General features: G+C 45.7%; 24 protein-coding genes. 17 read left to right on the plus strand and 7 right to left on the minus strand.

All coding sequences use genetic code 11. The features are described from left to right. The first annotated feature begins 23 nt into the window (after positions 1-23). Positions 24-1,421: a Fe-S cluster assembly protein SufB gene (gene sufB, locus ACQCVE_RS09555; RefSeq protein ID WP_426842682.1), complete on the plus strand. Its 1,398-nt coding sequence runs from the start codon at positions 24-26 to the stop codon at positions 1,419-1,421. 145 nt (positions 1,422-1,566) lie between these two features. Continuing rightward, positions 1,567-2,487: a class A beta-lactamase gene (gene bla / locus ACQCVE_RS09560; protein WP_426842681.1), complete on the plus strand. Its 921-nt coding sequence runs from the start codon at positions 1,567-1,569 to the stop codon at positions 2,485-2,487. Positions 2,488-2,679: 192 nt separating this feature from the next. On the opposite strand, the gene ACQCVE_RS09565 is transcribed toward bla, so the two are convergent. Then, the gene (locus ACQCVE_RS09565; protein WP_426842680.1) at positions 2,680-3,324 is read right to left on the minus strand and encodes a VC0807 family protein; all 645 of its coding nucleotides are present in this window, start codon (positions 3,322-3,324) and stop codon (positions 2,680-2,682) included. A 163-nt stretch (positions 3,325-3,487) separates the two neighbouring features. Between ACQCVE_RS09565 and ACQCVE_RS09570 the strand changes: the two genes are divergently transcribed. The 5 genes from ACQCVE_RS09570 to yunB all read left to right on the plus strand — a co-directional run bounded on the left by ACQCVE_RS09570 (position 3,488) and on the right by yunB (position 7,763). Continuing rightward, the gene (locus tag ACQCVE_RS09570; protein WP_426842679.1) at positions 3,488-4,345 is read left to right on the plus strand and encodes a DUF72 domain-containing protein; all 858 of its coding nucleotides are present in this window, start codon (positions 3,488-3,490) and stop codon (positions 4,343-4,345) included. A gap of 21 nt (positions 4,346-4,366) precedes the next feature. Further along, positions 4,367-5,182: a sulfite exporter TauE/SafE family protein gene (locus ACQCVE_RS09575; RefSeq protein WP_426842678.1), complete on the plus strand. Its 816-nt coding sequence runs from the start codon at positions 4,367-4,369 to the stop codon at positions 5,180-5,182. 21 nt (positions 5,183-5,203) lie between these two features. After that, positions 5,204-6,598: a bifunctional metallophosphatase/5'-nucleotidase gene (locus ACQCVE_RS09580; protein WP_426842677.1), complete on the plus strand. Its 1,395-nt coding sequence runs from the start codon at positions 5,204-5,206 to the stop codon at positions 6,596-6,598. A 105-nt stretch (positions 6,599-6,703) separates the two neighbouring features. Beyond that, entirely contained in the window at positions 6,704-6,970 is a 267-nt protein-coding gene (locus ACQCVE_RS09585) for a YunC family protein (RefSeq protein WP_426843338.1), read from the plus strand. Positions 6,971-7,037: 67 nt separating this feature from the next. Beyond that, entirely contained in the window at positions 7,038-7,763 is a 726-nt protein-coding gene (gene yunB / locus ACQCVE_RS09590; protein ID WP_426842676.1) for a sporulation protein YunB, read from the plus strand. Positions 7,764-8,176: 413 nt separating this feature from the next. Here the strand turns inward: yunB and ACQCVE_RS09595 are convergent, their stop codons facing one another. Beyond that, the gene (locus tag ACQCVE_RS09595; RefSeq protein ID WP_426862600.1) at positions 8,177-9,166 is read right to left on the minus strand and encodes a M23 family metallopeptidase; all 990 of its coding nucleotides are present in this window, start codon (positions 9,164-9,166) and stop codon (positions 8,177-8,179) included. 230 nt (positions 9,167-9,396) lie between these two features. Between ACQCVE_RS09595 and lipA the strand changes: the two genes are divergently transcribed. Beyond that, positions 9,397-10,293: a lipoyl synthase gene (lipA, locus tag ACQCVE_RS09600; protein ID WP_426862602.1), complete on the plus strand. Its 897-nt coding sequence runs from the start codon at positions 9,397-9,399 to the stop codon at positions 10,291-10,293. Positions 10,294-10,403: 110 nt separating this feature from the next. Here the strand turns inward: lipA and ACQCVE_RS09605 are convergent, their stop codons facing one another. After that, positions 10,404-11,087 carry a YhcN/YlaJ family sporulation lipoprotein gene (locus ACQCVE_RS09605; protein ID WP_426842673.1) on the minus strand — a complete coding sequence of 228 codons (684 nt, stop codon included), beginning with the start codon at positions 11,085-11,087 and terminating at the stop codon, positions 10,404-10,406. Between the two features lie 122 nt (positions 11,088-11,209). On the opposite strand from ACQCVE_RS09605, the gene ACQCVE_RS09610 reads away from it, so the two are divergent. Next, positions 11,210-11,485 (plus strand): YutD family protein, encoded by a 276-nt coding sequence (locus tag ACQCVE_RS09610; RefSeq protein ID WP_426842672.1) that lies wholly within the window; start codon positions 11,210-11,212, stop codon positions 11,483-11,485. Between the two features lie 33 nt (positions 11,486-11,518). Here ACQCVE_RS09610 and ACQCVE_RS09615 read toward each other — a convergent pair whose 3' ends face one another. Together ACQCVE_RS09615 and ACQCVE_RS09620 are read right to left on the minus strand one after the other, a co-directional pair. Continuing rightward, positions 11,519-11,785: a cytosolic protein gene (locus ACQCVE_RS09615; RefSeq protein ID WP_426842671.1), complete on the minus strand. Its 267-nt coding sequence runs from the start codon at positions 11,783-11,785 to the stop codon at positions 11,519-11,521. A 125-nt stretch (positions 11,786-11,910) separates the two neighbouring features. Continuing rightward, the gene (locus tag ACQCVE_RS09620) at positions 11,911-12,174 is read right to left on the minus strand and encodes a DUF3055 domain-containing protein (RefSeq protein ID WP_426842670.1); all 264 of its coding nucleotides are present in this window, start codon (positions 12,172-12,174) and stop codon (positions 11,911-11,913) included. Between the two features lie 213 nt (positions 12,175-12,387). Here ACQCVE_RS09620 and ACQCVE_RS09625 point away from each other — a divergent pair, with 213 nt between their 5' ends. Genes ACQCVE_RS09625 through ACQCVE_RS09635 form a run of 3 tightly spaced genes read left to right on the plus strand, consistent with a single transcriptional unit; the run spans position 12,388 to position 14,949 of the window. Beyond that, positions 12,388-13,695, plus strand: a complete 1,308-nt coding sequence (locus ACQCVE_RS09625; protein ID WP_426842669.1) for an EAL domain-containing protein — start codon at positions 12,388-12,390, stop codon at positions 13,693-13,695. A 14-nt stretch (positions 13,696-13,709) separates the two neighbouring features. Next, on the plus strand, positions 13,710-14,147 hold the full coding sequence (locus tag ACQCVE_RS09630) for a DUF86 domain-containing protein (protein ID WP_426862604.1): 438 nt from the start codon (positions 13,710-13,712) through the stop codon (positions 14,145-14,147). A gap of 31 nt (positions 14,148-14,178) precedes the next feature. Beyond that, positions 14,179-14,949, plus strand: a complete 771-nt coding sequence (locus ACQCVE_RS09635) for a TIGR01457 family HAD-type hydrolase (protein WP_426842667.1) — start codon at positions 14,179-14,181, stop codon at positions 14,947-14,949. 27 nt (positions 14,950-14,976) lie between these two features. Here the strand turns inward: ACQCVE_RS09635 and ACQCVE_RS09640 are convergent, their stop codons facing one another. After that, positions 14,977-15,474, minus strand: coding sequence for a phosphatidylglycerophosphatase A family protein (locus ACQCVE_RS09640; protein ID WP_426842666.1), 498 nt, complete (start codon positions 15,472-15,474; stop codon positions 14,977-14,979). 315 nt (positions 15,475-15,789) lie between these two features. Between ACQCVE_RS09640 and yutH the strand changes: the two genes are divergently transcribed. The 5 genes from yutH (at position 15,790) to ACQCVE_RS09665 (ending at position 22,368) form a co-directional block, all read left to right on the plus strand. Next, positions 15,790-16,797 (plus strand): spore coat putative kinase YutH, encoded by a 1,008-nt coding sequence (gene yutH / locus ACQCVE_RS09645; protein ID WP_426842665.1) that lies wholly within the window; start codon positions 15,790-15,792, stop codon positions 16,795-16,797. A 218-nt stretch (positions 16,798-17,015) separates the two neighbouring features. Beyond that, positions 17,016-18,314: a homoserine dehydrogenase gene (locus tag ACQCVE_RS09650; protein WP_426842664.1), complete on the plus strand. Its 1,299-nt coding sequence runs from the start codon at positions 17,016-17,018 to the stop codon at positions 18,312-18,314. Then, positions 18,311-19,372 carry a threonine synthase gene (thrC, locus tag ACQCVE_RS09655; RefSeq protein ID WP_426842663.1) on the plus strand — a complete coding sequence of 354 codons (1,062 nt, stop codon included), beginning with the start codon at positions 18,311-18,313 and terminating at the stop codon, positions 19,370-19,372. Before ACQCVE_RS09650 ends, thrC begins: the two co-directional genes overlap by 4 nt. Continuing rightward, a complete protein-coding gene (gene thrB, locus ACQCVE_RS09660) occupies positions 19,369-20,298 on the plus strand; it encodes a homoserine kinase (protein WP_426842662.1) in 930 nt (309 codons plus the stop codon). The genes thrC and thrB overlap by 4 nt, the downstream gene beginning before the upstream one ends. Before the next feature lie 108 nt (positions 20,299-20,406). Beyond that, positions 20,407-22,368 carry a S9 family peptidase gene (locus ACQCVE_RS09665; RefSeq protein WP_426862605.1) on the plus strand — a complete coding sequence of 654 codons (1,962 nt, stop codon included), beginning with the start codon at positions 20,407-20,409 and terminating at the stop codon, positions 22,366-22,368. A 68-nt stretch (positions 22,369-22,436) separates the two neighbouring features. On the opposite strand, the gene ACQCVE_RS09670 is transcribed toward ACQCVE_RS09665, so the two are convergent. After that, complete coding sequence (locus ACQCVE_RS09670) at positions 22,437-22,670, minus strand: NifU family protein (protein WP_123919089.1); 234 nt, start codon at positions 22,668-22,670, stop codon at positions 22,437-22,439. Between the last annotated feature and the right edge of the window lie 193 nt (positions 22,671-22,863).

The raw sequence follows: 22,863 nt of genomic DNA on the forward strand, positions 1-22,863 counted from the left end.
TCTGAAAAAAGGAGTGAAGACGGATGGCTAAAAAAATGCCTGATATTGGGGATTACAAATACGGCTTTTCTGATAAAGACGTCTCCATCTTCCGTTCAAAGCGCGGTTTAACGAAAGAAATCGTCGAAGAAATTTCGCGCATGAAGGAAGAGCCTCAGTGGATGCTTGATTTCCGTTTAAAATCACTTGAACATTTTTACAATATGCCGATGCCTCAATGGGGCGGAGATTTAAATGCCCTTAATTTTGATGAAATTACGTACTATGTAAAACCATCAGAAAAATCTGAGCGTTCGTGGGATGAAGTCCCTGAGGAAATCAAGCGGACTTTTGATAAGCTCGGGATTCCTGAAGCTGAGCAAAAATACCTTGCCGGTGTTTCTGCGCAGTACGAATCTGAGGTTGTATACCACAACATGAAGGAAGACCTTGAAGAAATGGGAATCGTATTTAAGGATACGGACAGTGCTTTGAAAGAAAATGAAGATATTTTCCGCGAGCACTGGGGCAAAGTAATTCCTCCTACCGACAACAAGTTTTCAGCATTAAACTCTGCGGTTTGGTCGGGCGGATCTTTCATTTATGTTCCAAAAGGAGTAAAGGTGGATACACCGCTTCAGGCGTATTTCCGCATCAACTCCGAAAATATGGGTCAATTTGAAAGAACGCTGATTATCGTTGACGAAGGTGCACATGTTCATTACGTAGAAGGCTGTACAGCACCGGTATACACAACCAATTCCCTTCACAGTGCGGTTGTTGAAATCATTGTTAAGAAAGGCGGCTACTGCCGTTATACAACGATTCAAAACTGGGCAAACAACGTCTTCAACCTTGTTACAAAGCGCGCTGTTTGCGACGCACAGGCAACCATGGAATGGATCGATGGTAACATCGGCTCCAAGCTGACTATGAAGTATCCAGCCGTGGTTCTTAAAGGGGAAGGCGCACGCGGAATGACTCTTTCCATTGCACTGGCAGGAAAAGGACAGCACCAGGATGCCGGAGCAAAAATGATCCACCTTGCACCGAATACGTCATCCACCATTGTATCGAAGTCCATTTCCAAGCAGGGCGGAAAAGTAACCTATCGCGGTATCGTTCATTTTGGACGCAAAGCGGAAGGCGCCCGTTCCAACATCGAGTGCGATACTCTGATTATGGATAATGAATCCACATCAGATACCATTCCTTACAATGAAATTTTGAACGACAACATTTCTTTAGAGCACGAAGCGAAAGTTTCGAAAGTATCTGAAGAGCAGCTGTTTTATCTTATGAGCCGCGGAATTTCTGAAGAAGAAGCAACTGAAATGATCGTAATGGGCTTCATCGAGCCATTTACAAAAGAACTTCCAATGGAATATGCCGTTGAAATGAACCGTCTGATTAAGTTCGAGATGGAAGGTTCGATCGGTTAATGATTCAAAAGCCCTGATATAGTGGATATATCAGGGCTTTTTGTATGGAAATATTATCAGGAATCAGGTAAGGAAAATTACTTAGCCGGGCCCGTCATGCAGCCTTCTGATTTAGTGAAAATTTCAAAAAAGAAAGGGTTATTTGATGAACAGGATTTTTCCTTTAGGAATGATTGCAGCAATGTTTTTTCTTACATGTGCAGTGCTTACAGGGTATACAAATAAGAATGTTGATGCTGAATCTAAGTCCCAAAAACAACAATGTCCGGCCAATCATCATTTTGCCAAGCTTGAAAAAAAATATGATGCCAAACTCGGTGTATTTGCGGTGGATACCGGTTCAAACGAAACTGTAAGCTATCAGCCTGATGAGCGTTTTGCTTATACATCTACTCATAAGGCTCTGGCCGTTGGGGCGCTTTTGCAGCAGAATTCAATAGAAGACCTTGACCAAACCATCCTCTATTCCCAGCAGGATCTTGTCCCTTACAGTCCGATTACAGAAAAATATGCTGATAAAGGAATGACCCTCAAGGAGCTTTCCGATGCTTCCCTTCGTTACAGTGACAACACGGCTGGGAATCTTATTCTTAAACAGCTGGGAGGACCGGCTGGGTTTAAAAAAGCGTTAGAGGGGATCGGTGATGATGTTACCAACCCTCAGCGTTATGAGCCCTACCTAAATGAAGTCAATCCAGGAGAAACTCATGATACCAGTACAGCGCGCGCACTAGCATCGAGTCTTCAGGCTTATGCACTAGGAGATGTATTGCCAGCTGATAAAAGGGAATTACTAGTGGATTGGATGAAGAATAACACGACTGGAGATGAGTTAATTCGTGCGGGTGTCCCAAAAGGCTGGGAAGTGGCTGATAAAACAGGCGGGGGATCATACGGTACGAGAAATGACATAGCCGTCATATGGCCGCCAAAAGGGGATCCGATTGTTCTTGCTGTTCTTTCAAACAGGGATGAAAAAGATGCGGAATATAACGACAAGCTTATTGCCGATGCGGCAAAAGAAGTAATGAAGGTCTTTAAAGCAAAGGCCGATAAAAAAGAATAAAAAGTCACGATCACAAAAACAGGGAAACGGATACCAGCGTTTCCCTGTTTTTGTTTGGGCAGATGGAAGCAGAAGGGCAGCTTTCCATGGGGAAGGGATATTCCCGCAACCGCAATGGGATGAAGAAGCTTAGGACCCGCCCGGTGAGAGAGAAGATTCTTTCAGGACAGCCCTCATTTTTAACGCGTTAAATCATCCATTTATCATCTTATCCGAATCATCCGGACCCGGAGTCTCACCGCTGATCTTCATTCCTGTATAAACAAAGGCAATCATTATAATAACCGTAAAAACCCAACCGTAAATCTTCATGAAGAAAAGAATTTTATCGTATTGGGCAATGCCGTAAAGGTTGAGCAGGAATGCCCTGAGAGCAGCATTGAGGAAGTTTTGTACAGCGAATACAAAGCTCAATAGGTAAAAGAGAGGCAGCAATTTCGGCCGATTATAAAGCTTCAGGCTGTCTTCTCGTTTTTGTCCCTGGAGAAAGGCAATATCCGCCATTAAATACAGCCCGAACGGTTTTTTTATTGCGATGGAAGCCATCCAGAACAAGCCGAAGCCGATTGATACCCATACATTATTATGCTGCATTCTTTCTGCATTCTGAGAGAGAAGGTCAATAATCGTGTTGATGCTCAAGGAAGCCATGATAAATAGTCCGGTTACATTAAACTGCTTCTCAGAGAAAAAGCGGTATATGGTATAAAGAATACCTGGCACAGTGGAAAGAAGCATGGCGTAATAAAATCCAAGCGGTTCTTTTCCATACTCCCAGATCGCATATGGCAATATTAGATAAAAGAGAATATCCGATATGATCAGGTATTTTTTCACGTTCTCCCTCCTATCTCAATAGTATATCACGTCCTTTCTCTCAAATCGCCGGGAACTTGGCCGTCTATTTTGTGACCGGATCGTTACAGCTCAGGGATTTTGTTTATAGGGGGCTTCATTTGATATAATAATGAAATGATAGGATGCAGGAAGGGGAAAAGCGATGATTCAAATTGGTGTAACGGGCTGGGGTGATCACGATTCCATCTATCCGGATGGGATAAAGCCTGCTGATAAGCTAAAGGAATACAGCGCTTATTTTCCTGCAGTCGAAATTGATGCCAGTTTTTACGCTGTGCAGCCTGAGCGGAATATGAAGAAGTGGGCTGAAGATACCCCGGAGGGATTTCAATTTATTGTCAAAGCCTATCAGGGGATGACAGGGCATGAAAGGGGAGAGATTCCCTTTGAAACAAAAGAAGAGATGTTCGAGGCCTTTATCCGTTCCTTGTGTCCCTTAAAGGCTGCGGGTAAGCTCGCCATGGTTCTTTTTCAATTTCCGCCATGGTTTGATTGTAAAAAGGAAAACGTGGAATACTTGCGCTGGTGCAAGCAGCGTATGAATGATATCCCCTGTGCTTTAGAGTTCAGGAACCAGTCCTGGTTTAAGGCGGATGTGAAAGAGCGTACGTTAGATTTTATGAGGAGTGAAGGCTGGATCCACAGCATTTGCGATGAGCCCCAGGCAGGGGAGGGATCCATTCCGGCCATACCGGTGCCTACAGATTCTATTAAAACGCTGGTCCGGTTTCACGGAAGAAATGTCCATGGCTGGAACAAAACCGGAAGTGGTGAAGAATGGAGAGAGGTCCGCTACTTGTATCTTTATAGCCGGGAAGAATTAGAAGAATGGGCAGAAAAACTGAAAGAGCTGGAACAGGATTCACAGGAAATCTTCGTGCTTTTCAATAATAATTCAGGCGGGGATGCAGCAGGCAATGCTTTGGATTTGATCGGAATACTCGGGATCCGTTATGATAATCTTTCGTCCAGGCAGCTGAATTTGCTGGACTTTGAATAGAAGAGGAAGAAGGAATACGCTATGGAATGGGCAGTGTTGGTTTTACTTGGTTTAGCAGCAGGAACGCTCGGCAGTCTCGTAGGATTGGGAGGAGGGATCATTATCGTCCCGGCTCTTCTTTTTCTATCGGGCTTTCTAGCAGAAGTTACACCGCAGGAAGCAGTGGGGACATCGCTGTTTGTGCTGATTTTCACGGGTCTATCCTCCACTCTGGCCTATATGAAATACAAAAGAGTGGATTACAAAAGCGGCTGGATTCTTTTTCTCGGCAGCGGTCCCGGGAGTCTCGCCGGTGCATGGGTTAACCGCTCTTTTTCAGCAGATTCTTTTTCCTTATGGTTTGGGATCTTCATGATTGCTATGGCCGCGGTTCTTATGATTAAGGTGAGAGAGGTCAAGGCGTCAGACCGGGCTGCTGTAAAGGGGATTGAACGGATCTACATAGATGAAGCAGGAAAAGAAATCCGCTATTCCTATCATCCTTTGGCGGGCATTTTTGCTGCCTTCGGAGTTGGCTTCCTTGGCGGGCTGTTTGGCATTGGCGGAGGATCACTCATGGTGCCTGTTATGGTTATGCTTTTTTTATTTCCCCCTCATGTGGCAGTCGGTACGTCCATGTTTATTATTTTCCTCTCTTCCATTGCGAGTTCAGGGATTCATGCTTTTATGGGAAATGTAAACTGGCTGTATGCGCTGGCTTTAATCCCCGGTGCATATGGAGGGGGCAAGCTTGGCGCGTATATTAATAACAAACTTAAGAGCAAAACCATTCTTGTATTGCTCAGAATTGTCCTCGTCATTGTAGGAGTCCGTTTAATCTGGCAAGGAATCAGTTAAGAGGCTGAAGGAGAGAAATAAATGAAGAAGCTGCATATTTATCATACGAATGACCTTCACAGCCATTTTGAGAATTGGCCCCGGATTGCTCATTATGTAAAATCCGGCAGAAAGAAGCATGATCAGGACGGCGAATACAGTTTACTGTTTGATATAGGAGATCATGTTGACCGTTTTCATCCGATCAGTGAAGCTTCCTATGGCAGCAAGAACATCGAGATGATGAATGACTTAGGTTACGATGCTGCAACAATCGGGAACAATGAAGGAATTACACTGCCATATGATTCTCTTGATCAGCTCTATGAGCAGGCCAAATTTCCGGTCATTCTTTCCAACCTGTTTTACAAAGACGGCTCCCGCCCTGAGTGGGCCAAGCCATATGAGATCCTGACCATGCCTGATGGCTTTAAGATTGGATTGCTTGGGGTAACGGTTAATTACAAGCCCTTTTATGAAAAACTGGGATGGTCCATAGAGGATCCATTTGACAGTCTGAAAGAGGTTCTCCCTTATGCTGCAGAGCATTCGGATTATCTTATCATCCTTTCGCACCTGGGTCTTTCTGACGATGAAAAGCTTGCAGAGCAATTTCCAGAGCTTAATCTCATTTTAGGCGCTCACACCCATCATTTACTTGAAGATGGAAAGTGGATTGGACGATCGCTGCTGTGCGGAGCAGGCAAGTATGGTGCCTATACGGGTCATGTAGAGATTGAATACGATGAAAAGTCGAAGGAGATCAGAAAGCAAACCGCTTCCGTACAATCGATGGCAGAGGGAATGAAAAGCAGCGAGGATGAGGAGAGGCTGAATGCACATTTAGCTGATAGCATCGCTTTGCTGGAGAGCCCGATTGCGGAACTTCAGGAGGAACTTACGATTCGCTGGTTTGAGGAGTCGGAATTTGCCGCCCTGCTGGCAAAGAGCCTCCATGCCTGGTGCGGCGGAGATGCATCGATGATTAATGCCGGGATGCTTCTGGAGTCTTTGCCGAAGGGACCGGTTACCAGAAAGGATTTGCACCGCATCTGTCCCCATCCGATTAATCCATGCCGGGTGGAGCTTCCGGGGGACCAGCTTCTTGAAATCATCCGCCAGGCATCCACAGAGGAAATGGAACAGCTGAAATTAAAGGGACTTGGCTTCAGGGGGACGGTTATGGGGAAAATGATATATGATGGGATATCCGTAGAATATAAGTACGGCAAGGATGGGAGTAAGCACGTTTCTTCTGTTCATATGAATGGCAAGCCTTTGAATCCTGACCGGACCTATTCTATTGCAACAGCAGATATGTTCACGCTCGGTCCATTGTATCCGGTAATGGGGCATGCAAAGAAAAAGGAATATTTTATGCCGGAATTTATGCGTGATTTGCTTGAATGGACGCTTGCAGGAGAAAACTCTCTGTAACCGGATCATTTTCCTATTCATTTCCAGCCTTTTTGCTCATAAGCTTTAAGCAGGAAGGAGTGTGGAAATGTGGTAACCATTTCGCCCGTTGTTTTAGAAGGTCATATGTTCACAGCCGTCACTGTAAAGCTCCCTAAAACAAACTTCATGGCTGTATCAAGCGATAAAGGCTATATTGCCTGCGGAGCATTAGATGTATCTCTGCTGAATCATAAGCTTAAAGACCGGGAAATTATTGCAGGCAGAGCCGTTGGAGTGCGTACGATTGAGGAACTCCTTGACGCCCCGCTTGAGTCCATTACATTTGAAGCAGCAAAATCCGGTATTTCTGAGGGAATGACAGGCAGGGAAGCGCTCCTGCTGATGCGGTAATAGAAAAATTAGTAGCGTACATCCCCCCTGGCATGCATACATATAGCATGTGAAGGGGGTATTTTTTATGGCCAAAATCCGCAGAGGTCTCCCTAAAAAAGGAGCAATGCCATTCCGTTACGTTCTGCTCTTATCTTTTATTTTTTTCATCCTCTCCACGGCAGCGGGGTTATACATTGTGAACAAGGAAATTCAGCCGGTTCTTATGAGTATCGCAGAAACGGAAACGCAAAAAATTGCTTCCCTTATCATCAATGACGCTCTGAAGAAACAGCTTGAGGAAGAGGGAGATCCAAGCAAGCTGATTCAGACAGACGTAAATAAAGAAGGAAAACTGATTGACCTGGATGCCGCCGGAGTCCGGAAAATGATGGCGAGCTATACGGACCATCTTCAAAAAAATCTCATCCTTGCTGAAAAAGGAAATCTGAAAACGTTGAACATCCCAGAGCTAGGTGATACATCCGAAAATTTCATTTACCAAATCCCGCTGGGGCAGACGACAGGTAATGTCCTGCTTGGAAATACCGGTCCCAGAATTCCAGTTCGCTTTGAGATGATTGGCCATGCCTTGACTGATTCCAAAATAATAGCGGAACCATACGGCATTAACAATGCTCTAATAAAAATAAATATACATGTAAAAGTTAACCTGCGTGTGATTATTCCATTTTCAAGCAAAAGCACAACCGTTACGGCCAATATTCCAGTAGATCTTAAATCGGTCATTGGAGACGTACCTGATTATTACAATAATGGCGGAGGCCAGGCACCATCCATTGAGCTGGATTAGCGGCCGATGAGCAGGGCATGGTCTTTTGCCTCCGATAATGGCTTTGAAAGTCCCTCTAAGCAAGTACAAAAACAGCATTTGTATTGGAGCTTTTGCAGCATGGAATGACAAATGCCTGGCCCCATATCCATTTAGGGGCCTGAACGAGGCTCTGACCGCATCGCTTCATCCATTTTTCAAAAAAATGAACTAGCCATTTTTAAGCGGACTCTTCCTAAAAAATGCAAAACTTCTTTACTAAGTCTAATCCTCTCGCTCAGGACGTCCATTGCAGAATGGAACTTTGGTTCCGATCGCCCTCCTCTGTCAGTGAGACCTGTGAACTTTCAATGTGAGAAGAAAAGCATAGCAATAGAACAATCCGATTATTCCTCATTTGTCTCCATTTTGTACGCCTGAAGGCAGCCCATAGCCTATTTCTTTTTCTTTTTATCCATCCGCTCCCATATTCTTAAATAAGGGTACGGGTCAAATGACCATTCTGTCCGCCCGTTATCCTTATACATGCCATAATGCAAATGAGGCGGAAATTTTCCTGCTGTTCCGGGAGGACCATAGCCGGAGCTTCCTACAGATCCAATTACTTGTCCCGGCTTCACAACCATTCCCTCACGCAGATTTTTAGCGAAGCCGTTAAGGTGGCCGTAATAATGATACGTATTCCGGATATCACGGATCCCGACTCTCCATCCTCCATAGCGGTTCCAGCCCTTCATCTCAACGATCCCATAGGAAGTGGCCAGAACGGGCACACCATAATCAGCGAATAAGTCAGTTCCTTCATGAATTCTCCGTCCGCCCCACCCCCGTGCATCTCCCCATGTGCTTTTATAGCTGTAGTTGTAGCGAAGGGGTACGGGAAAAGACCGGCCGCTTAAATTAAGAGTGTTAGCACGATCGATAATTTTGAAATGGCCAAGGATCAGACTCACCGATTTGTCTCTTTGGTAATAATCCCACAGGCCTATCTTTGTGTTTTCTAATCCTCTGCCATACTGGCTCAGAAAAGAGGCGTAGGAGTACAGAACATCTTCATCATTGGCGGGATCAGCTTTTCCATCGCCACTCCCGTCTTTTCCTATCCCGCCAAAAAGCTGGATGCGCGCAGGGTCTGTTTCTGAAGGTGCAGGGCTTAGCGGTCCGCTCCAGCGCTCAGGCTGGATGTAAATTCCGATTAATCCGGTTTGCTTCGGCAGATCTCTTCTGGATAAACGGACATTCCGTTCAAATTCATCTGCTGCAGCAAGGAGCTTCCAGGGTATATGGGTGCGTTTCTCCATATCCTTGAAAAGCAGGGTTCGCTGAGTGTTTATTTGAGCTTCTTCATCTGTCTGAGAAGCAACTGCAGCGGGCGGGAAGCAGAAAGTCAAAAAAATCATGGCAGCAACTGCTAAACGAAACATGAGTAGCCTCCTTTCAGGCTGTTTACATTACATATAGTTTGAAGCCATTTAAAAATTTCATTAATAGTAAATCTTAGAAAAACAGTAAGTCCGGTTTTCCTTGTCGTTCAATCCTTTTCTATGTTAAAGTGAAGGTTGTAGGAGAAAAATGCTTGGGGAAAATGCGCAATTGTGGTGACGTTTTCATTTGCTTCATTCACTCACAAGACTACATACTGGAGATGATTTTTTTGGTCAAACAAGAAGAACATTTACGCAAACCTGACTGGTTGAAAATAAAACTGAATACGAATGAGAATTATACAGGCTTGAAGAAGATGATGAGAGAAAAAAATCTCAATACGGTCTGTGAAGAAGCGAAATGTCCGAATATTCATGAATGTTGGGCGGTTCGGCGTACAGCCACCTTTATGATTTTAGGTGCTGTTTGTACGCGGGCATGCCGCTTTTGCGCAGTAAAAACCGGATTGCCGACTGAGCTTGATCTTGAGGAGCCGGAACGCGTCGCTGATTCTGTTGCTCTGATGAATCTGAAGCATGCGGTTGTTACAGCAGTAGCACGTGATGATCTGAAAGATGGCGGTTCACAGGTATTTGCTGAAACGGTTCGTGCGATTAGAAGAAAAAGCCCGTTTACCACTGTCGAGGTTTTGCCTTCTGATATGGGCGGATCATTTGAAAACTTGAAGACGCTTATGGATGCCCGCCCTGACATTCTGAACCATAATATTGAGACGGTTGAACGTCTGACACCTAGAGTGCGGGCGCGTGCAAAATATCAGCGGTCTCTGGAGCTTTTGCGGCGCTCTAAAGAGCTGCAGCCGGATATTCCAACAAAGAGCTCAATAATGGTCGGTCTCGGCGAAACGAAGGAAGAGATTATTCAAACGATGGATGATCTGCGTGCCAGCCATGTAGACATCATGACGATCGGGCAGTATCTGCAGCCTTCCAAAAAACACTTGAAGGTTCAAAAATACTACCATCCGGATGAGTTTGCAGAGCTTAAAGAAATTGCGATGACAAAGGGCTTCAGCCATTGTGAAGCAGGGCCGATGGTCCGTTCTTCCTATCATGCGGATGAACAGGTAAATGAAGCATCTAAGAAAAGACAGGCAAACGCATAAAACAAAAGTGTCACTGCTGAGGCAGCTGACACTTTTTTGCTGTTAAGGAAATTAGTATTCACAAATCTTTGCGGGAACGTTCATCTGTTGTGCGATCAACGGTTTTATTCCTAGTTGGAGCGTGTTTTCTCATAGGAATCCTTCATGTCCTGATCCAGGCTCTCATTTGTTTCTCCATAGCCTTCCCCGTTTGCATTCTCGCCTTTATTCAAGCTTTTACCCTGAGGGGATTCTTTAAGCATCTGCCGGATGAGCTTTGCCAGGACGGCATCTGCTTCAGGGCTTTCGGAATCCAACGTGCGGTAGGATTGGAGCTGGTCGATCGCTGCCTCGTTATCGGATATATAAACATGATAATAGCGGGGAACAGCAGAAATTCCTGTTTTGCTGACCATATCCGCCATTTCATTCCGGTTTTTGCTGCTGCCGCGATATGCAACAAGGACTTCTTCGTCTGTAACAAGAGTAGCCGCTTCTTCAATGCCCGGCAGCTGAACGGTTAACCCGCTTACCGTATCCGCAAGTGCTTCGCGGTCAATAGCGTAAAATTCAGTCTGTTTGCCATTTTTCATCAGCGTGTTTCTCTTGTGATGAACATAGCCGAAGCTTTCCGTCCTATTTGTTTTTTTACTGTCACTTTCCGTTTTCTTATACATAGTTGTGTTTTCGTCCACATTAATGGTGCTTCCATTCTCATCTGTCAGATCGCTTTTCCCCTCTTCGTTCATCTGGCAGCCTGAAAACAGGATCGTCATCAGTGGAAGGATCAGTATCTGCTTGCTGAAGCTTCTCATACTTCTGCACCTCCTTTCCTTAAGATAACCAGAGTTCAGCAAATTTTCCCTAGTAATTGATGGAGAAGCAAAAATCAGATATGATAAAGGAAACAAATGTCCGCTATAAGGAGCGCTGTCCATTGGTAACGGTACAGAATATTCATTATGAAATTTTCAAGAATGAGCGTGATGGCTTCAACGAGGAAGCATTTAAGGCCAGATACTCGGACATATTGAATAAATATGATTACATTGTCGGAGACTGGGGCTATGGCCAGCTTCGTTTAAAAGGCTTCTTTGAAGATCAGAACCAAAAAGCATCGTATGATACAAAAATAAGCACGCTTGATGAGTATCTGTACGAGTATTGCAATTTTGGCTGTGCTTATTTTGTGTTAAGAAAAATCCGTAAATAAAAAAGAGCCTCGCTTTAAGCGAAAGCTCTTTTTTTACTGTTCATTTTTATCCGGGTCATCATGGGTTGGATGCGCACCTGGATGCTGGCGCGGAAGTTCCTGATGAAGATTTTTATTTTCATAATTAAAAGCGCTGTAGTAACGCTGGTTCTTTTTCCAAGGCGAACTTTTATTTTCCACAGGCGTATGCTTCCCTCTCGGTGCGCCGTAGGGTCCTTCCGGAGTAATTTCCGGAAGAATATAATTCCGCATCGCTTCAACATTTGAAAAATCATGATACTCTTCGTTGTTTTCGTCCATTTTCATCCCTCCGAGAATTATTTTCACCGGAAGGAAGCCTTTTTATCCAATTGCCAACGCTTCCTGCGAAGTGCAAGCGGGGATGAATCCTATCTTCACCTGTTTAAAACAGGCTTCAGGACAGCTCAAACAAGCTCAAAGAGGAAATCCCTTAGCTCCTCCGCTTCTTCTTCAGACAGCTGAAAAGCATGTTCCAGGTAGCCCGGCTCATCAAGATCATCTTCTCCAATAATGGCAAATCGGCTGCTTTGCAGGTTTAATACAATCGCTTTTCCAAAGAACCGGTCAGTCTGCATGAGGGCAAGGTCAAAACGCTGGTGCTCTCCTGTAAAACTGACAAACCTCGTTTTCGTCTCCACCATGTCATCATAAAGAAAAAAACGCTCCATCCCTTTTCATCTCCAATCCTGTTATGATTTCCGGTTAAATATCAAGGTATAGCAGATGGTGTTCACAGAAAATTCCAGGCTTTTAAAAAAATTATACCAAAAGAAACAAGAGATCCATTGAAAAACAGAAATTTTCTCTCAAAAAATCCGATTTGAGCTTGTTTATGGTAAAATGTGATCATATATAAGTTCATAACTAGAAGGGCTGAGGAAATGTTCCGTGAATTTTGCACTATAAATGTGAAACGGATTAATAAATGGAGCAAAATATTACTACCATATACCTATTTGAAATATTTCCCGCCGCAGTTCACTTTACGGAACCCGCTTCTTGAAGGTGTATTTGAGGCAGTTAAAAACGGAGAAAAAACGGCAGCGGTTGTGATTAAATTTACCAATATGAAGGATTTTGCTTTGCAGCTTGAACCCTCTCAGGTAAAAGAATTTTGTCAAAGCTTTAAAAAAGAGTCAAAAGCCATACTGGAGACGTCCGTGTTCCAGAATGATATACTTGTGGTGCATGATTATTATAATAGAGGGTTAACCGTCTTTCTGAAAATTGGGGAGAATAAACAAAGCGTTACGCATATTGAGCATTTTATTCATTTCTTCGTTTCTGAACTGCAGAAATGGCTCTCTGCCTCCTATCCTTACATCCAATTTACAAGCGAGTCCGGGTACATGTTCGTGGACAGAGCAAGCGGATCTATTCATGATGCCATTCTGAAGGCTCAGCAGCAGGCTGCAGAAATGGCTGAGAAGCGTGTTCATTCCAAATACATAGATATGGTCCTAACCATCAGGGAAATTGTCCAGCAGCAGAAAATCATGCTGCTCGCTCAGCCGATCATTGAGCTGGATACCGGAAAAGTGAAGGCGTGGGAAATGCTGACAAGAGGACCAGCAGGAACGCCGCTTGAAAATCCTTTGCAGCTGTTCTCAGTAGCCAGACAGACCAATATGGTGTATGAGCTGGAAATGCTCATTTTGGAAAAAGCACTGCTTATGATTGAAGAGACGGGGACCACAGAGGACATTTACATTAATTTTACCCCTCTGACGCTTGGCAACAAACGGTTCACTGCCTCTGTATTAAAAGCATTTGAAAGGCATCCCGGCGTCAGCCCCCGTCAAATTATCCTTGAAATTACCGAGCGGGACTCTATAGAGGGCATGGCATTTTTTATGGAAAACATCCGGAGGCTCAGGGATTTGGGCATCCGGATTGCAGTTGATGATACGGGGGCGGGCTATGCAAGTCTGCATACAATCAGCGAAATTCTTCCTGATATTATCAAAATAGATCGTTCAGTTATTGAAAACATTGATACAAACCGGGTGAAGGAGTCGATGCTGAAAGGGCTTCTGCTGATCGCCAGGGAGACAGGATCACTCGTTGTAGCCGAGGGGATAGAAAAGAAAGAAGAAGCGGATGTACTAACAAGAAACAGGGTAGACTTGGCCCAGGGATATTTTTATGCGAGGCCGGGATTGCTTCAAAAAGAACGGGTAGCCTTCTAGAAGGGGATGACAGCATGTACTTTGTAGACCGGGGGAAAATAGAAGAGACGCTGAAGCTGATGGAGGAACTGACAGGATTTTTTTCAGAAACAGAAGCGTTTGAGACAAAGATGGAAAAGCTTGCTTTGCAAAGGCTTGGACATTTGCTGATGGAAAGTGTACTCGATACGGGCAATGCACTTATTGATGGATTTATTATGAGAGATCCAGGCAGTTATGAGGACATCATCGACATTCTGCTTGATGAGAAAGTAATCGGTGCTGAGGATGAAGGCGGCTTGAAAGAGCTGGTTGCTTTCAGAAAATCACTTATTCAGGACTATCTGTCAGCTGACACCGGCCAGCTTGAACAGCTTTTACAAAGGCAGTTTACCGTCCTGCAAGCATTTCCTGATAAAGTCCGCAAGTATTTGCTGAACGAGCTTGGACCGGTTTCGGCCTTCAAGAAGTAATTTTTCAAACGGCTTTAGAGGAGTGAGCAGCATGAAATCATACAAAGGGTACTTAATTGACCTGGACGGGACCATGTATAAAGGTACGGAGCGGATTGAGGAAGCGGGACAATTTGTAAGGCTATTAAAGGAAAAAGAAATCCCGTATTTATTTGTTACGAACAATTCTTCTGCAACTCCTGAAAAAGTGGCGGAAAAATTGAATGCTTTTGACATTCCATGTTTGCCGGAGCAAGTTTTCACCACTTCCCAGGCAACCGCTAATTATATGGATGAACAGAAGGCAGGAAGATCTGTGTATATCATTGGGGAAGAAGGAATCCGAGAGGCTCTCGCGGATAAAGGCTTTGAAGAGGGAGATGAGACGGCAGATTTTGCAGTAGTCGGCATTGACCGGGGAATTACGTACGAGAAGCTGGCCAAAGCCTGCTTAGCGGTCAGAAATGGCGCGCGCTTCATCTCGACAAACGGCGACATCGCCATCCCCACAGAACGCGGATTGCTCCCCGGCAATGGCTCTTTAACATCCGTCATCGCTGTTTCCACCGGGATAGAACCGACTTTTATCGGCAAGCCTGAGCCAATTATTATGGAGCAGGCACTCGAAGTGCTCGGAACAGCCAAAGAGGATACATTAATGGTAGGGGACAATTATGCTACGGATATTATGGCAGGAATCCGCACTGGAATGGATACCTTAATTGTCCACACAGGGGTAACATTAAAGGAGCATCTTGAGGCAGTGGAAATACAGCCCACTTATGCAGTTCATTCCCTGGAGGAATGGTTTAGCCGCATTTAACAAAAGCCGGGGAATACCTCCCGGCTTTTACTCTGTATTTGCAGCCCTGTGCGCGAGCCTGCTCGATGCAGCAGCCGCAATTGCGCCGACCAGATCGTCAAGAAAGGTATGGCACATACCCGTCGATTTATCATTCAGAAATTGGAGAATCCCTGGTTTTTCTTTATCAATGTAGCCGTAATTCGTAAACCCGATGGAGCCATATATGTTGACGATGGAAAAGGCCATAATCTCGTCCACCCCGTATAAGCCCTCATCACTTGCAATAATGCTTTGAAGCGGTTCCTCAAGCATGTTCTTTTCTGCGAGCATATCCAGCTGAATCCCTGTTAAAATGGCATTTTGCACTTCCCTCTTAGCAAGGACTCTTTCTACGTTTGCCAGACAGTCATCCAGCTCTAGCTCAGGATGATATTTTTTTTGCAGAAAATACACAAGCTCTGCTATGTCCTTTGTTTGAACTCCGCGTGCTGCCATCATTTCACGGGCTTTTTTTTCTACTATATCCATGCTGCGCTTCTCCATCCGCATCATCCTATCTGTTTTAATCTTCTATAAAAAATGGCTGTGTTAAAGCTTCATGCTGCTTTTGCTGCACCTGCTGGCTGAAGCGGAAGGCGTGAGTTCCTGAAGACGCTGCACGCTTGGGAGGCACAGCGCCCTTGGATAAACGAATGCCGGCATCGGTAATCAACACAAATTTTAACAGAGCTTTAAAATAAATTAGATTTTCTTATTATGGTATACATTCTGCTGAAAAAGGTGTGAGCGAACGCCATCAAAAATTAGCATATTCCTTTATGGCTCTGATTAGGATAGGGTAAGACTGCTGAAACGGAGATGGTCCCCCTGAAAGATTTCTTAAAAGAACACTTTGGGCTTCAGGTGCCGGAAGTATTTAAAGCCGGGAGCTATGATGCTTTCCGGATCCACGGTACAATCGGAATGCTGATTCCTGTCCAGCATATGGATGAACAGGAGCTGTATGAGCTTTATTATATGAGTCAGTATTTACAGGAAAAAAGAGAACCATACGTTGCAGCATTCTGGCCGAGCGTAACCGGAACATTGTCGGCAGAAAGAAACGGGAAACGCTTTGCCGTCTTAAAATGTCCGGACCGGCTTGTTTCCCGCAGCCAATCCACTGGGAGAGAGCTGGCGCAGTTTCACCAAAGGGCCCGCAGCTTCCCTTATCAGGCCGATAAAACGAAGCGGATAGGACAGTGGAAGGAATTATGGGAAAAGCGGCTCGATCAGCTTGAGGCGTTTTGGAGAGGGAAGGTTCAGGCACACCCGCTTGACCATTTTGAAAAACTGTTTATTGAATCCTTCCCTTATTATCTTGGATTGGCAGAAAATGGTATCCAGTACCTCGTGGATACCGAGCTGGATGATGAACCGCAGGCATCAGACTCTGCCACGATCTGCCACAACCGCTTTCATTCCGCTGTCTGGAAAAAGGAATATCCAATGAAGCTTCCAACAGACTGGGTTTTTGACCACGCAAGCCGGGATCTTGCAGAGTACCTCCGGCATGAATTTCTTCAGCATCCAGAAGATTTAAAGCGTGAGGGAGGCAGCTTCCTTGCCGACTATGACCGGACGGTTCCGCTGTCTTCTTTTTCCTGGCGGCTTGTTTACAGCCGGCTGCTTTTTCCGATTCATTATTTTGAATGCATTGAGGATTATTATCTTGCTTCTGATTCCAATAAACCTCACTATGAGAAAAAGCTGCATGAACTTCTTCAGCGCTCCTCAGAGTATGAACAATTTTTAAGATCCTACTCAGGCATGCTCTCGATGAGAACCCGCAGAATTCAGCTGCCCGTCCTTCATTGGCTTGCGTAAACCTGTCCCGGTACAATATGGGCAGGTTTTTTTTAGACTGGTAAAATCAGGCGGGACGTTATCGGAAGCGTTTACAGGATTAGTTAGCTGAAAATTCAGCCTTGTAAAATAATATGACGGGATTTATAATGCAACTATATATAAATTGTCTATTACATAAATACAAATGTACTTCTTAAGAGGACATTTGTGCTTTTAAAAGAGAGGAGACCGTGTACATGGAAGCAATTCAAGTAGGACTGCTTGGTTTAGGTACGGTTGGGAGCGGCGTTGTGAAAATCATTCGGGAACATCAGGACAAATTAATGCATCTTGTAGGCTGTCCGGTTGAAATAAGAAAAATCCTTGTCAGGGAAAAAGACAAACAGCGGCTGATTGACGTGGACCCCTCTTTGCTTACGACAGATCCGTATGAAGTGATCCAGGATCCAAAGATCGACGTATTAATTGAAGTAATGGGCGGGATTGAACAAACAAAAGAATACTTGCTGGAAGCCCTGAATAAAAAGAAGCAGGTTGTCACTGCCAACAAGGATTTAATGGCTCTGTACGGATCAGAGCTGCTCGCTGCTGCTACAACTAACGGGTGTGACCTGTTTTATGAAGCGAGTGTTGCTGGAGGCATCCCGATTCTCAGGAGTCTTGTGGATGGTCTTGCATCTGACCGGATCACGAAAATGATGGGAATTGTAAACGGCACAACAAATTTTATCCTGACAAAGATGAGCAAGCATGGCAGCCCATATGCTGAAGTACTGAAAGAAGCCCAGGATCTCGGCTACGCCGAATCTGATCCGACAGCAGATGTGGAAGGGCTGGATGCAGCAAGGAAAATGGCGATTTTGGCACGGCTTGGCTTTTCTATGAACGTTGATTTGCAGGACGTCCAAGTAAGAGGGATATCAGCCGTTTCGGATGACGATATCAGCTACAGCAAACGGCTTGGATACACGATGAAGCTGATTGGCATTGCCCATCGTCAGGCAAACAGAATTGAAGTAAGCGTGGAGCCGACGCTTCTCCCGGACCACCATCCGCTTTCAGCGGTCAATGACGAGTACAACGCCGTCTATGTATATGGAGAAGCGGTAGGGGAAACCATGTTTTACGGACCGGGCGCAGGCAGCATGCCGACAGCTACAGCGGTGGTGTCTGACCTAGTGGGTATCATGAAAAATATGAGACTTGGAGTAAATGGAAGAAGTGCGGTCGCTCCCCAATATGAGAAACAGATGAAAGAACCGGAGGAGATTTCTGCGCAGCATTTTCTCCGCATTCATGTAAAGGATCAAGTTGGCGCCCTCGCTAAGATTACCGGCCTGTTCTCCCAGCGCGGAGTGAGCTTTGAAAAAATTCTGCAGCTTCCATTGAAGAACAGTGAACTTGCAGAGATTGTCATCGTAACACACCACGCATCCCAAAAGGATTTTGACGAAATTCAATCTCAGCTTGACGATTTAGAGGTTGTTTCGCAGGTGAAAAGCACGTATCGAGTTGAAGGGAATGGCGGGGTATGAGCTGGGGCGGATTGCTTAAAGCGTATAAGGACTATTTGCCGGTAACGGACCGCACCCCCTCTCTGTCTCTTAATGAAGGAAATACACCGCTTATCCGGCTATCCAGCCTTTCAGAGCAATTCGGGATCGATTGGTATGTGAAGACGGAAGGAACCAATCCAACCGGGTCATTTAAGGACCGGGGAATGGTATTGGCTGCAGCAAAAGCGAAAGAGTCAGGCAGCAGCACTGTCATGTGCGCATCAACGGGAAATACATCGGCCGCCGCAGCCGCCTATGCTGCCAGAGCGGGAATGAAATGCATCGTGGTTATTCCGGAGGGGAAAATCGCTCTCGGAAAGCTTGCACAGGCGGTTATGTACGGGGCAGATATTTATGAAATTCCAGGAAATTTTGATGATGCACTCAAGATTGTAAGAAGTGTATGTGAAAAACTGCCGATTACACTCGTCAACTCTGTCAATCCTTACCGGCTTGAAGGACAAAAAACGGCTGCATTTGAAGTGTGCGATGTTCTTGGCGGAGCCCCGGATGTTTTATCCATCCCTGTCGGCAATGCTGGAAATATTTCAGCGTATTGGAAAGGGTTTGTAGAATACAACGGCAAGCACCAAACAGGCTTGCCTCAGATGAGAGGCTTTGAGGCAGAGGGAGCAGCCGCCATTGTCCGGAACGAAGTGATTAAGCAGCCCGAGACAATCGCGACTGCAATCCGGATTGGCAATCCCGCAAGCTGGGATCTTGCTGTTGCTGCAGCCAGTCAGTCCGGAGGAAAAATCGATGAGGTGACAGATGAGGAGATTGTCGAAGCTTATAAATTGCTGGCCCGGACAGAAGGGATTTTTGCGGAGCCTGCTTCATGTGCTTCCATTGCAGGAGTCATGAAACAGCTCCGGAATGGCGATCTTCCTAAAGGTATCCGTGTCGTATCCGTTCTGACTGGAAATGGGCTCAAGGACCCTAATACGGCAATTGACCGAAATGAAATAAAGCCGGTTTCTCTACCGAATGATGAAGCAAGTATGCTGGAGCGGCTGGAAGGAGTGCAAACCGTATGAAGGAAGGCGAGATGCTAAAGATTAAAGTACCCGGCAGCACCGCCAACCTGGGACCGGGCTTTGACTCCATCGGACTCGCATTAAGCCGGTTCTTAATCCTGACGGTATCATTAGCTGAAGAATGGTATTTTGAATCAGAAAGTCTGGAAACCGCCGGATTGCCGGAAGGGAAGGATAACCTGATCTGCCAAGTGGCAGAGCGCACAGCCTTAGCTTATGGAGCCAGCCTCCCCCCATGCCATGTTAAGGTATGGAGTGACATTCCCGTAGCCAGAGGACTTGGAAGCAGTGCCGCCGCTATTACAGCGGGCGTAGAGCTTGCAGATGCTTTATGCGGACTTGCACTTACGCTTGAAGAAAAGGCAAGGTATGCGAGCCTGGAGGAAGACCACCCGGACAACGCTGGAGCATCTGTCTACGGAGGACTGGTTATAGGCCTCCATCAGGAGGAAGAGACACACCTCGTTCATCTTCCTGAGCTTAAAATGGAGCCGGTTGTAATCATCCCATCCTATAAAGTGTACACAAAAGATGCCAGAGACGTACTGCCGGCCTCTTTGCCCTTCAAAAAAGCGGTAGAGGCGGGAGCTGTCGGCAATATGCTGACAGCTGCGCTGATGACGGGGAACTGGCCGCTCGCGGGCAAAATGATGGAAAAGGATCTTTTTCACCAGCCATACAGAGGAACCCTCACACCCGAATTAAAGCTGGCTTCGCTGGCTGCAAAAGAAGCAGGAGCCTACGGTGCCGCTTTAAGCGGTGCAGGTCCTGCTATCATTTGTTTTGCGAAGGAAGGGGAGGGAGCAGGCATCGCCCGGGCACTCAGCCTCCGGTTTCCTGATTGTGAAGTGGATCGCCTCTATGTGCCTGCCCATGGAAGCACAGTAGAGCGTTTTTCAAGCTTTAATCCGACCGGCAGTTTATGAAGGAAAGGCACGCATTCGGAAGCGTGTCTTTTTTTGTGTGAAAAACATAAAAGAGAACCCTTTCGGAGGCCGAAATAAGTATAATGAGAAGAAAAGGGAGTGGTCCTGATGAAAAAAGAGAAAATCACACCTGAAGATTTATTCCGGCTGAAAACTCCGGCTGATCCCCGCTTTTCACCTGATGGAAAGAGAATCGTCTTTTCGGAAGCATCCATTGATCAAGAATCCTATACGTACCATTCCCATCTATTCGTCATAGACCGCAGTGATTATTCGATGCAGCAATGGACCTTCGGGCAGAGCAATAACCATTCACCAAGATGGTCGCCTGACGGCAAGCTTGCTTTCATCTCCAGCCGGTCAGGAGAGCCTCAGCTATACGTAATAAAATCAGATGGCGGAGAAGCTAAGCAGATCACCAGCTCAGAAAGCGGCGCGCAAAATCCTGTATGGATGGATGAACAGAGAGTGCTGTTCACCTCTTTTTTACGGGAGGAGAGCTTGAAAGGCAATTCTTTGCATAATCCTGAGCACCCCATTCCTTTTGAGCTGACAGAACTGCGGTACAAATCGGATGCGGATGGAATCTTGCATGGCCGGAAAAATCAGCTTTTCATTGCCGATCTTACAACTGGAGAGACAGAGCTGTTCCTGACGTGTGAAGGAGATGCAGCAAGCCCGGCAGTTTCCCGGGATTGGCTTGCCTATATTCACTATCCGGAGGAGCGGCCAGGCAAAGGGATGACAGCAGATGTTCACCTGCGAAGCCTCCAGACCGGTCAGGATATAAACCTAACTGAGGGGAGAGGCATCTTCAGCGAGCCCCAATTTTCACCGGATGGCAGGTATTTAGCTTTTCTTGGCCATGAGAAGGAATACAAAAGTGCGACCATTCAGAAGCTTTGGCTGTATGACTTGGCAAATGAAGCCCTGATTTGTCTGACGGGGGAATGGGATATGCACGCCGGGGATGCTGTAGCAGGAGATGCCATATATGGTTCTGTATTTCCGGGGATTCAATGGACATCCGACTCAAAAGGATTTTATCTGATCGTATCAGACCGGGGCAGCACTGGAGTTTATTATGGATCAGTGGAAGGCCTGATGTATCCTGTACGAATGGAAGCTGAGCATGTGAGCGGCATGAGACTGCACCCAAGTTATCACTTAGCTGTATTGGCCATCAGCACACCAGAATTCCCATCAGAATTATTTGAAGTTGATTTTCAGACAGGAGATTCTATCCAACTGACCCGTTTAAATGAAGAATGGCTGCAAAAATCGGCTGTATCAAAACCTGAACCATTTGAAACAGAAGCAGAGGACGGCTGGACGATTCACGGCTGGATGATGAAACCGGCGGATTGGAATCCGGAAAAAAAATACCCGGTGATTCTCCAGATTCACGGAGGGCCGCATATGATGTACGCCAACACGTATTTTCATGAGTTCCAGGTCCTTGCCTCCAAGGGCTATGTCATCCTCTACACGAATCCAAGGGGAAGCCAGGGGTATGGACAGGATTTTGTGAACTTAGTCAGAGGGGATTACGGAGGCGGCGATTTTAAAGATTTAATGTGTGCAGTGGATAAAGCGATCGAGCAGTTTGATTTTATAAATTCAAGCAGGCTGGGTGTAGCCGGAGGAAGCTATGGCGGGTTTATGACAAATTGGATCGTCGGGCATACCAATCGTTTTAAAGCCGCTGTTACCCAGCGTTCCATCAGCAATTGGCTCAGCTTTTCCGGAGTAAGTGACATTGGACCCTCCTTCACTGAATCGGAGGTAGGTGGTGCGATGCCGGAAGACGCGATGATGCTGTGGGAACACTCCCCGCTTAAATATGCCGCAAGAATTGAGACTCCGCTCCTGATCCTGCACAGCGAAAAGGACTACAGATGTCCGATTGAACAGGCGGAACAGCTTTATGTGACCTTAAAAAACAAAGGCAAAACCGTCAAATTCATCCGGTTTCCAGATCAAAACCATGAACTGTCCCGAAGCGGCCATCCGAAGCTTAGAGTAGAACGCCTTCACGCCATCCTGAACTGGTTTGATGAATTTTTATAAACATACTGGAATTTTCAGTTTTTTCTGCCCATCAAAAAAACCCCCGGCAAAAGGGCCGGGGGTCATACTTAAAATACTTGTTCTACTTCCACAACACCGGGAACTTCTTCAAGCAATGCGCGCTCAATTCCGGCTTTCAGCGTAATGGTAGAACTTGGGCAGCTTCCGCAAGCTCCTAAAAGACGAAGTTTAACAATACCATCCTCTACGTCCACCAATTCACAGTCTCCGCCATCGCGAAGCAAAAACGGACGCAATTTATCTAGTACTTCCTGTACTTGTTCTCTTTGATTCTCTTCCATAGCAATCGTCTCCTTCCTGCTGCTATTATATTCCGGCCGAGCCGTAAAATCTAATGCCAAGACTTGAAAATAACCATATTTTATCCTATTGTATCACAATTTCAAGGATAAAAATACGGTGTTTTTGCCAGCATTAAAAACAAATGCAAAAGGATCCGATATCGAATACAATAAAGAAAAACAGCTTGAAAAT

The organism is Metabacillus sp. 113a (genome assembly GCF_050107635.1).
Classification (GTDB): Bacteria; Bacillota; Bacilli; order Bacillales; family Bacillaceae; genus Metabacillus_B.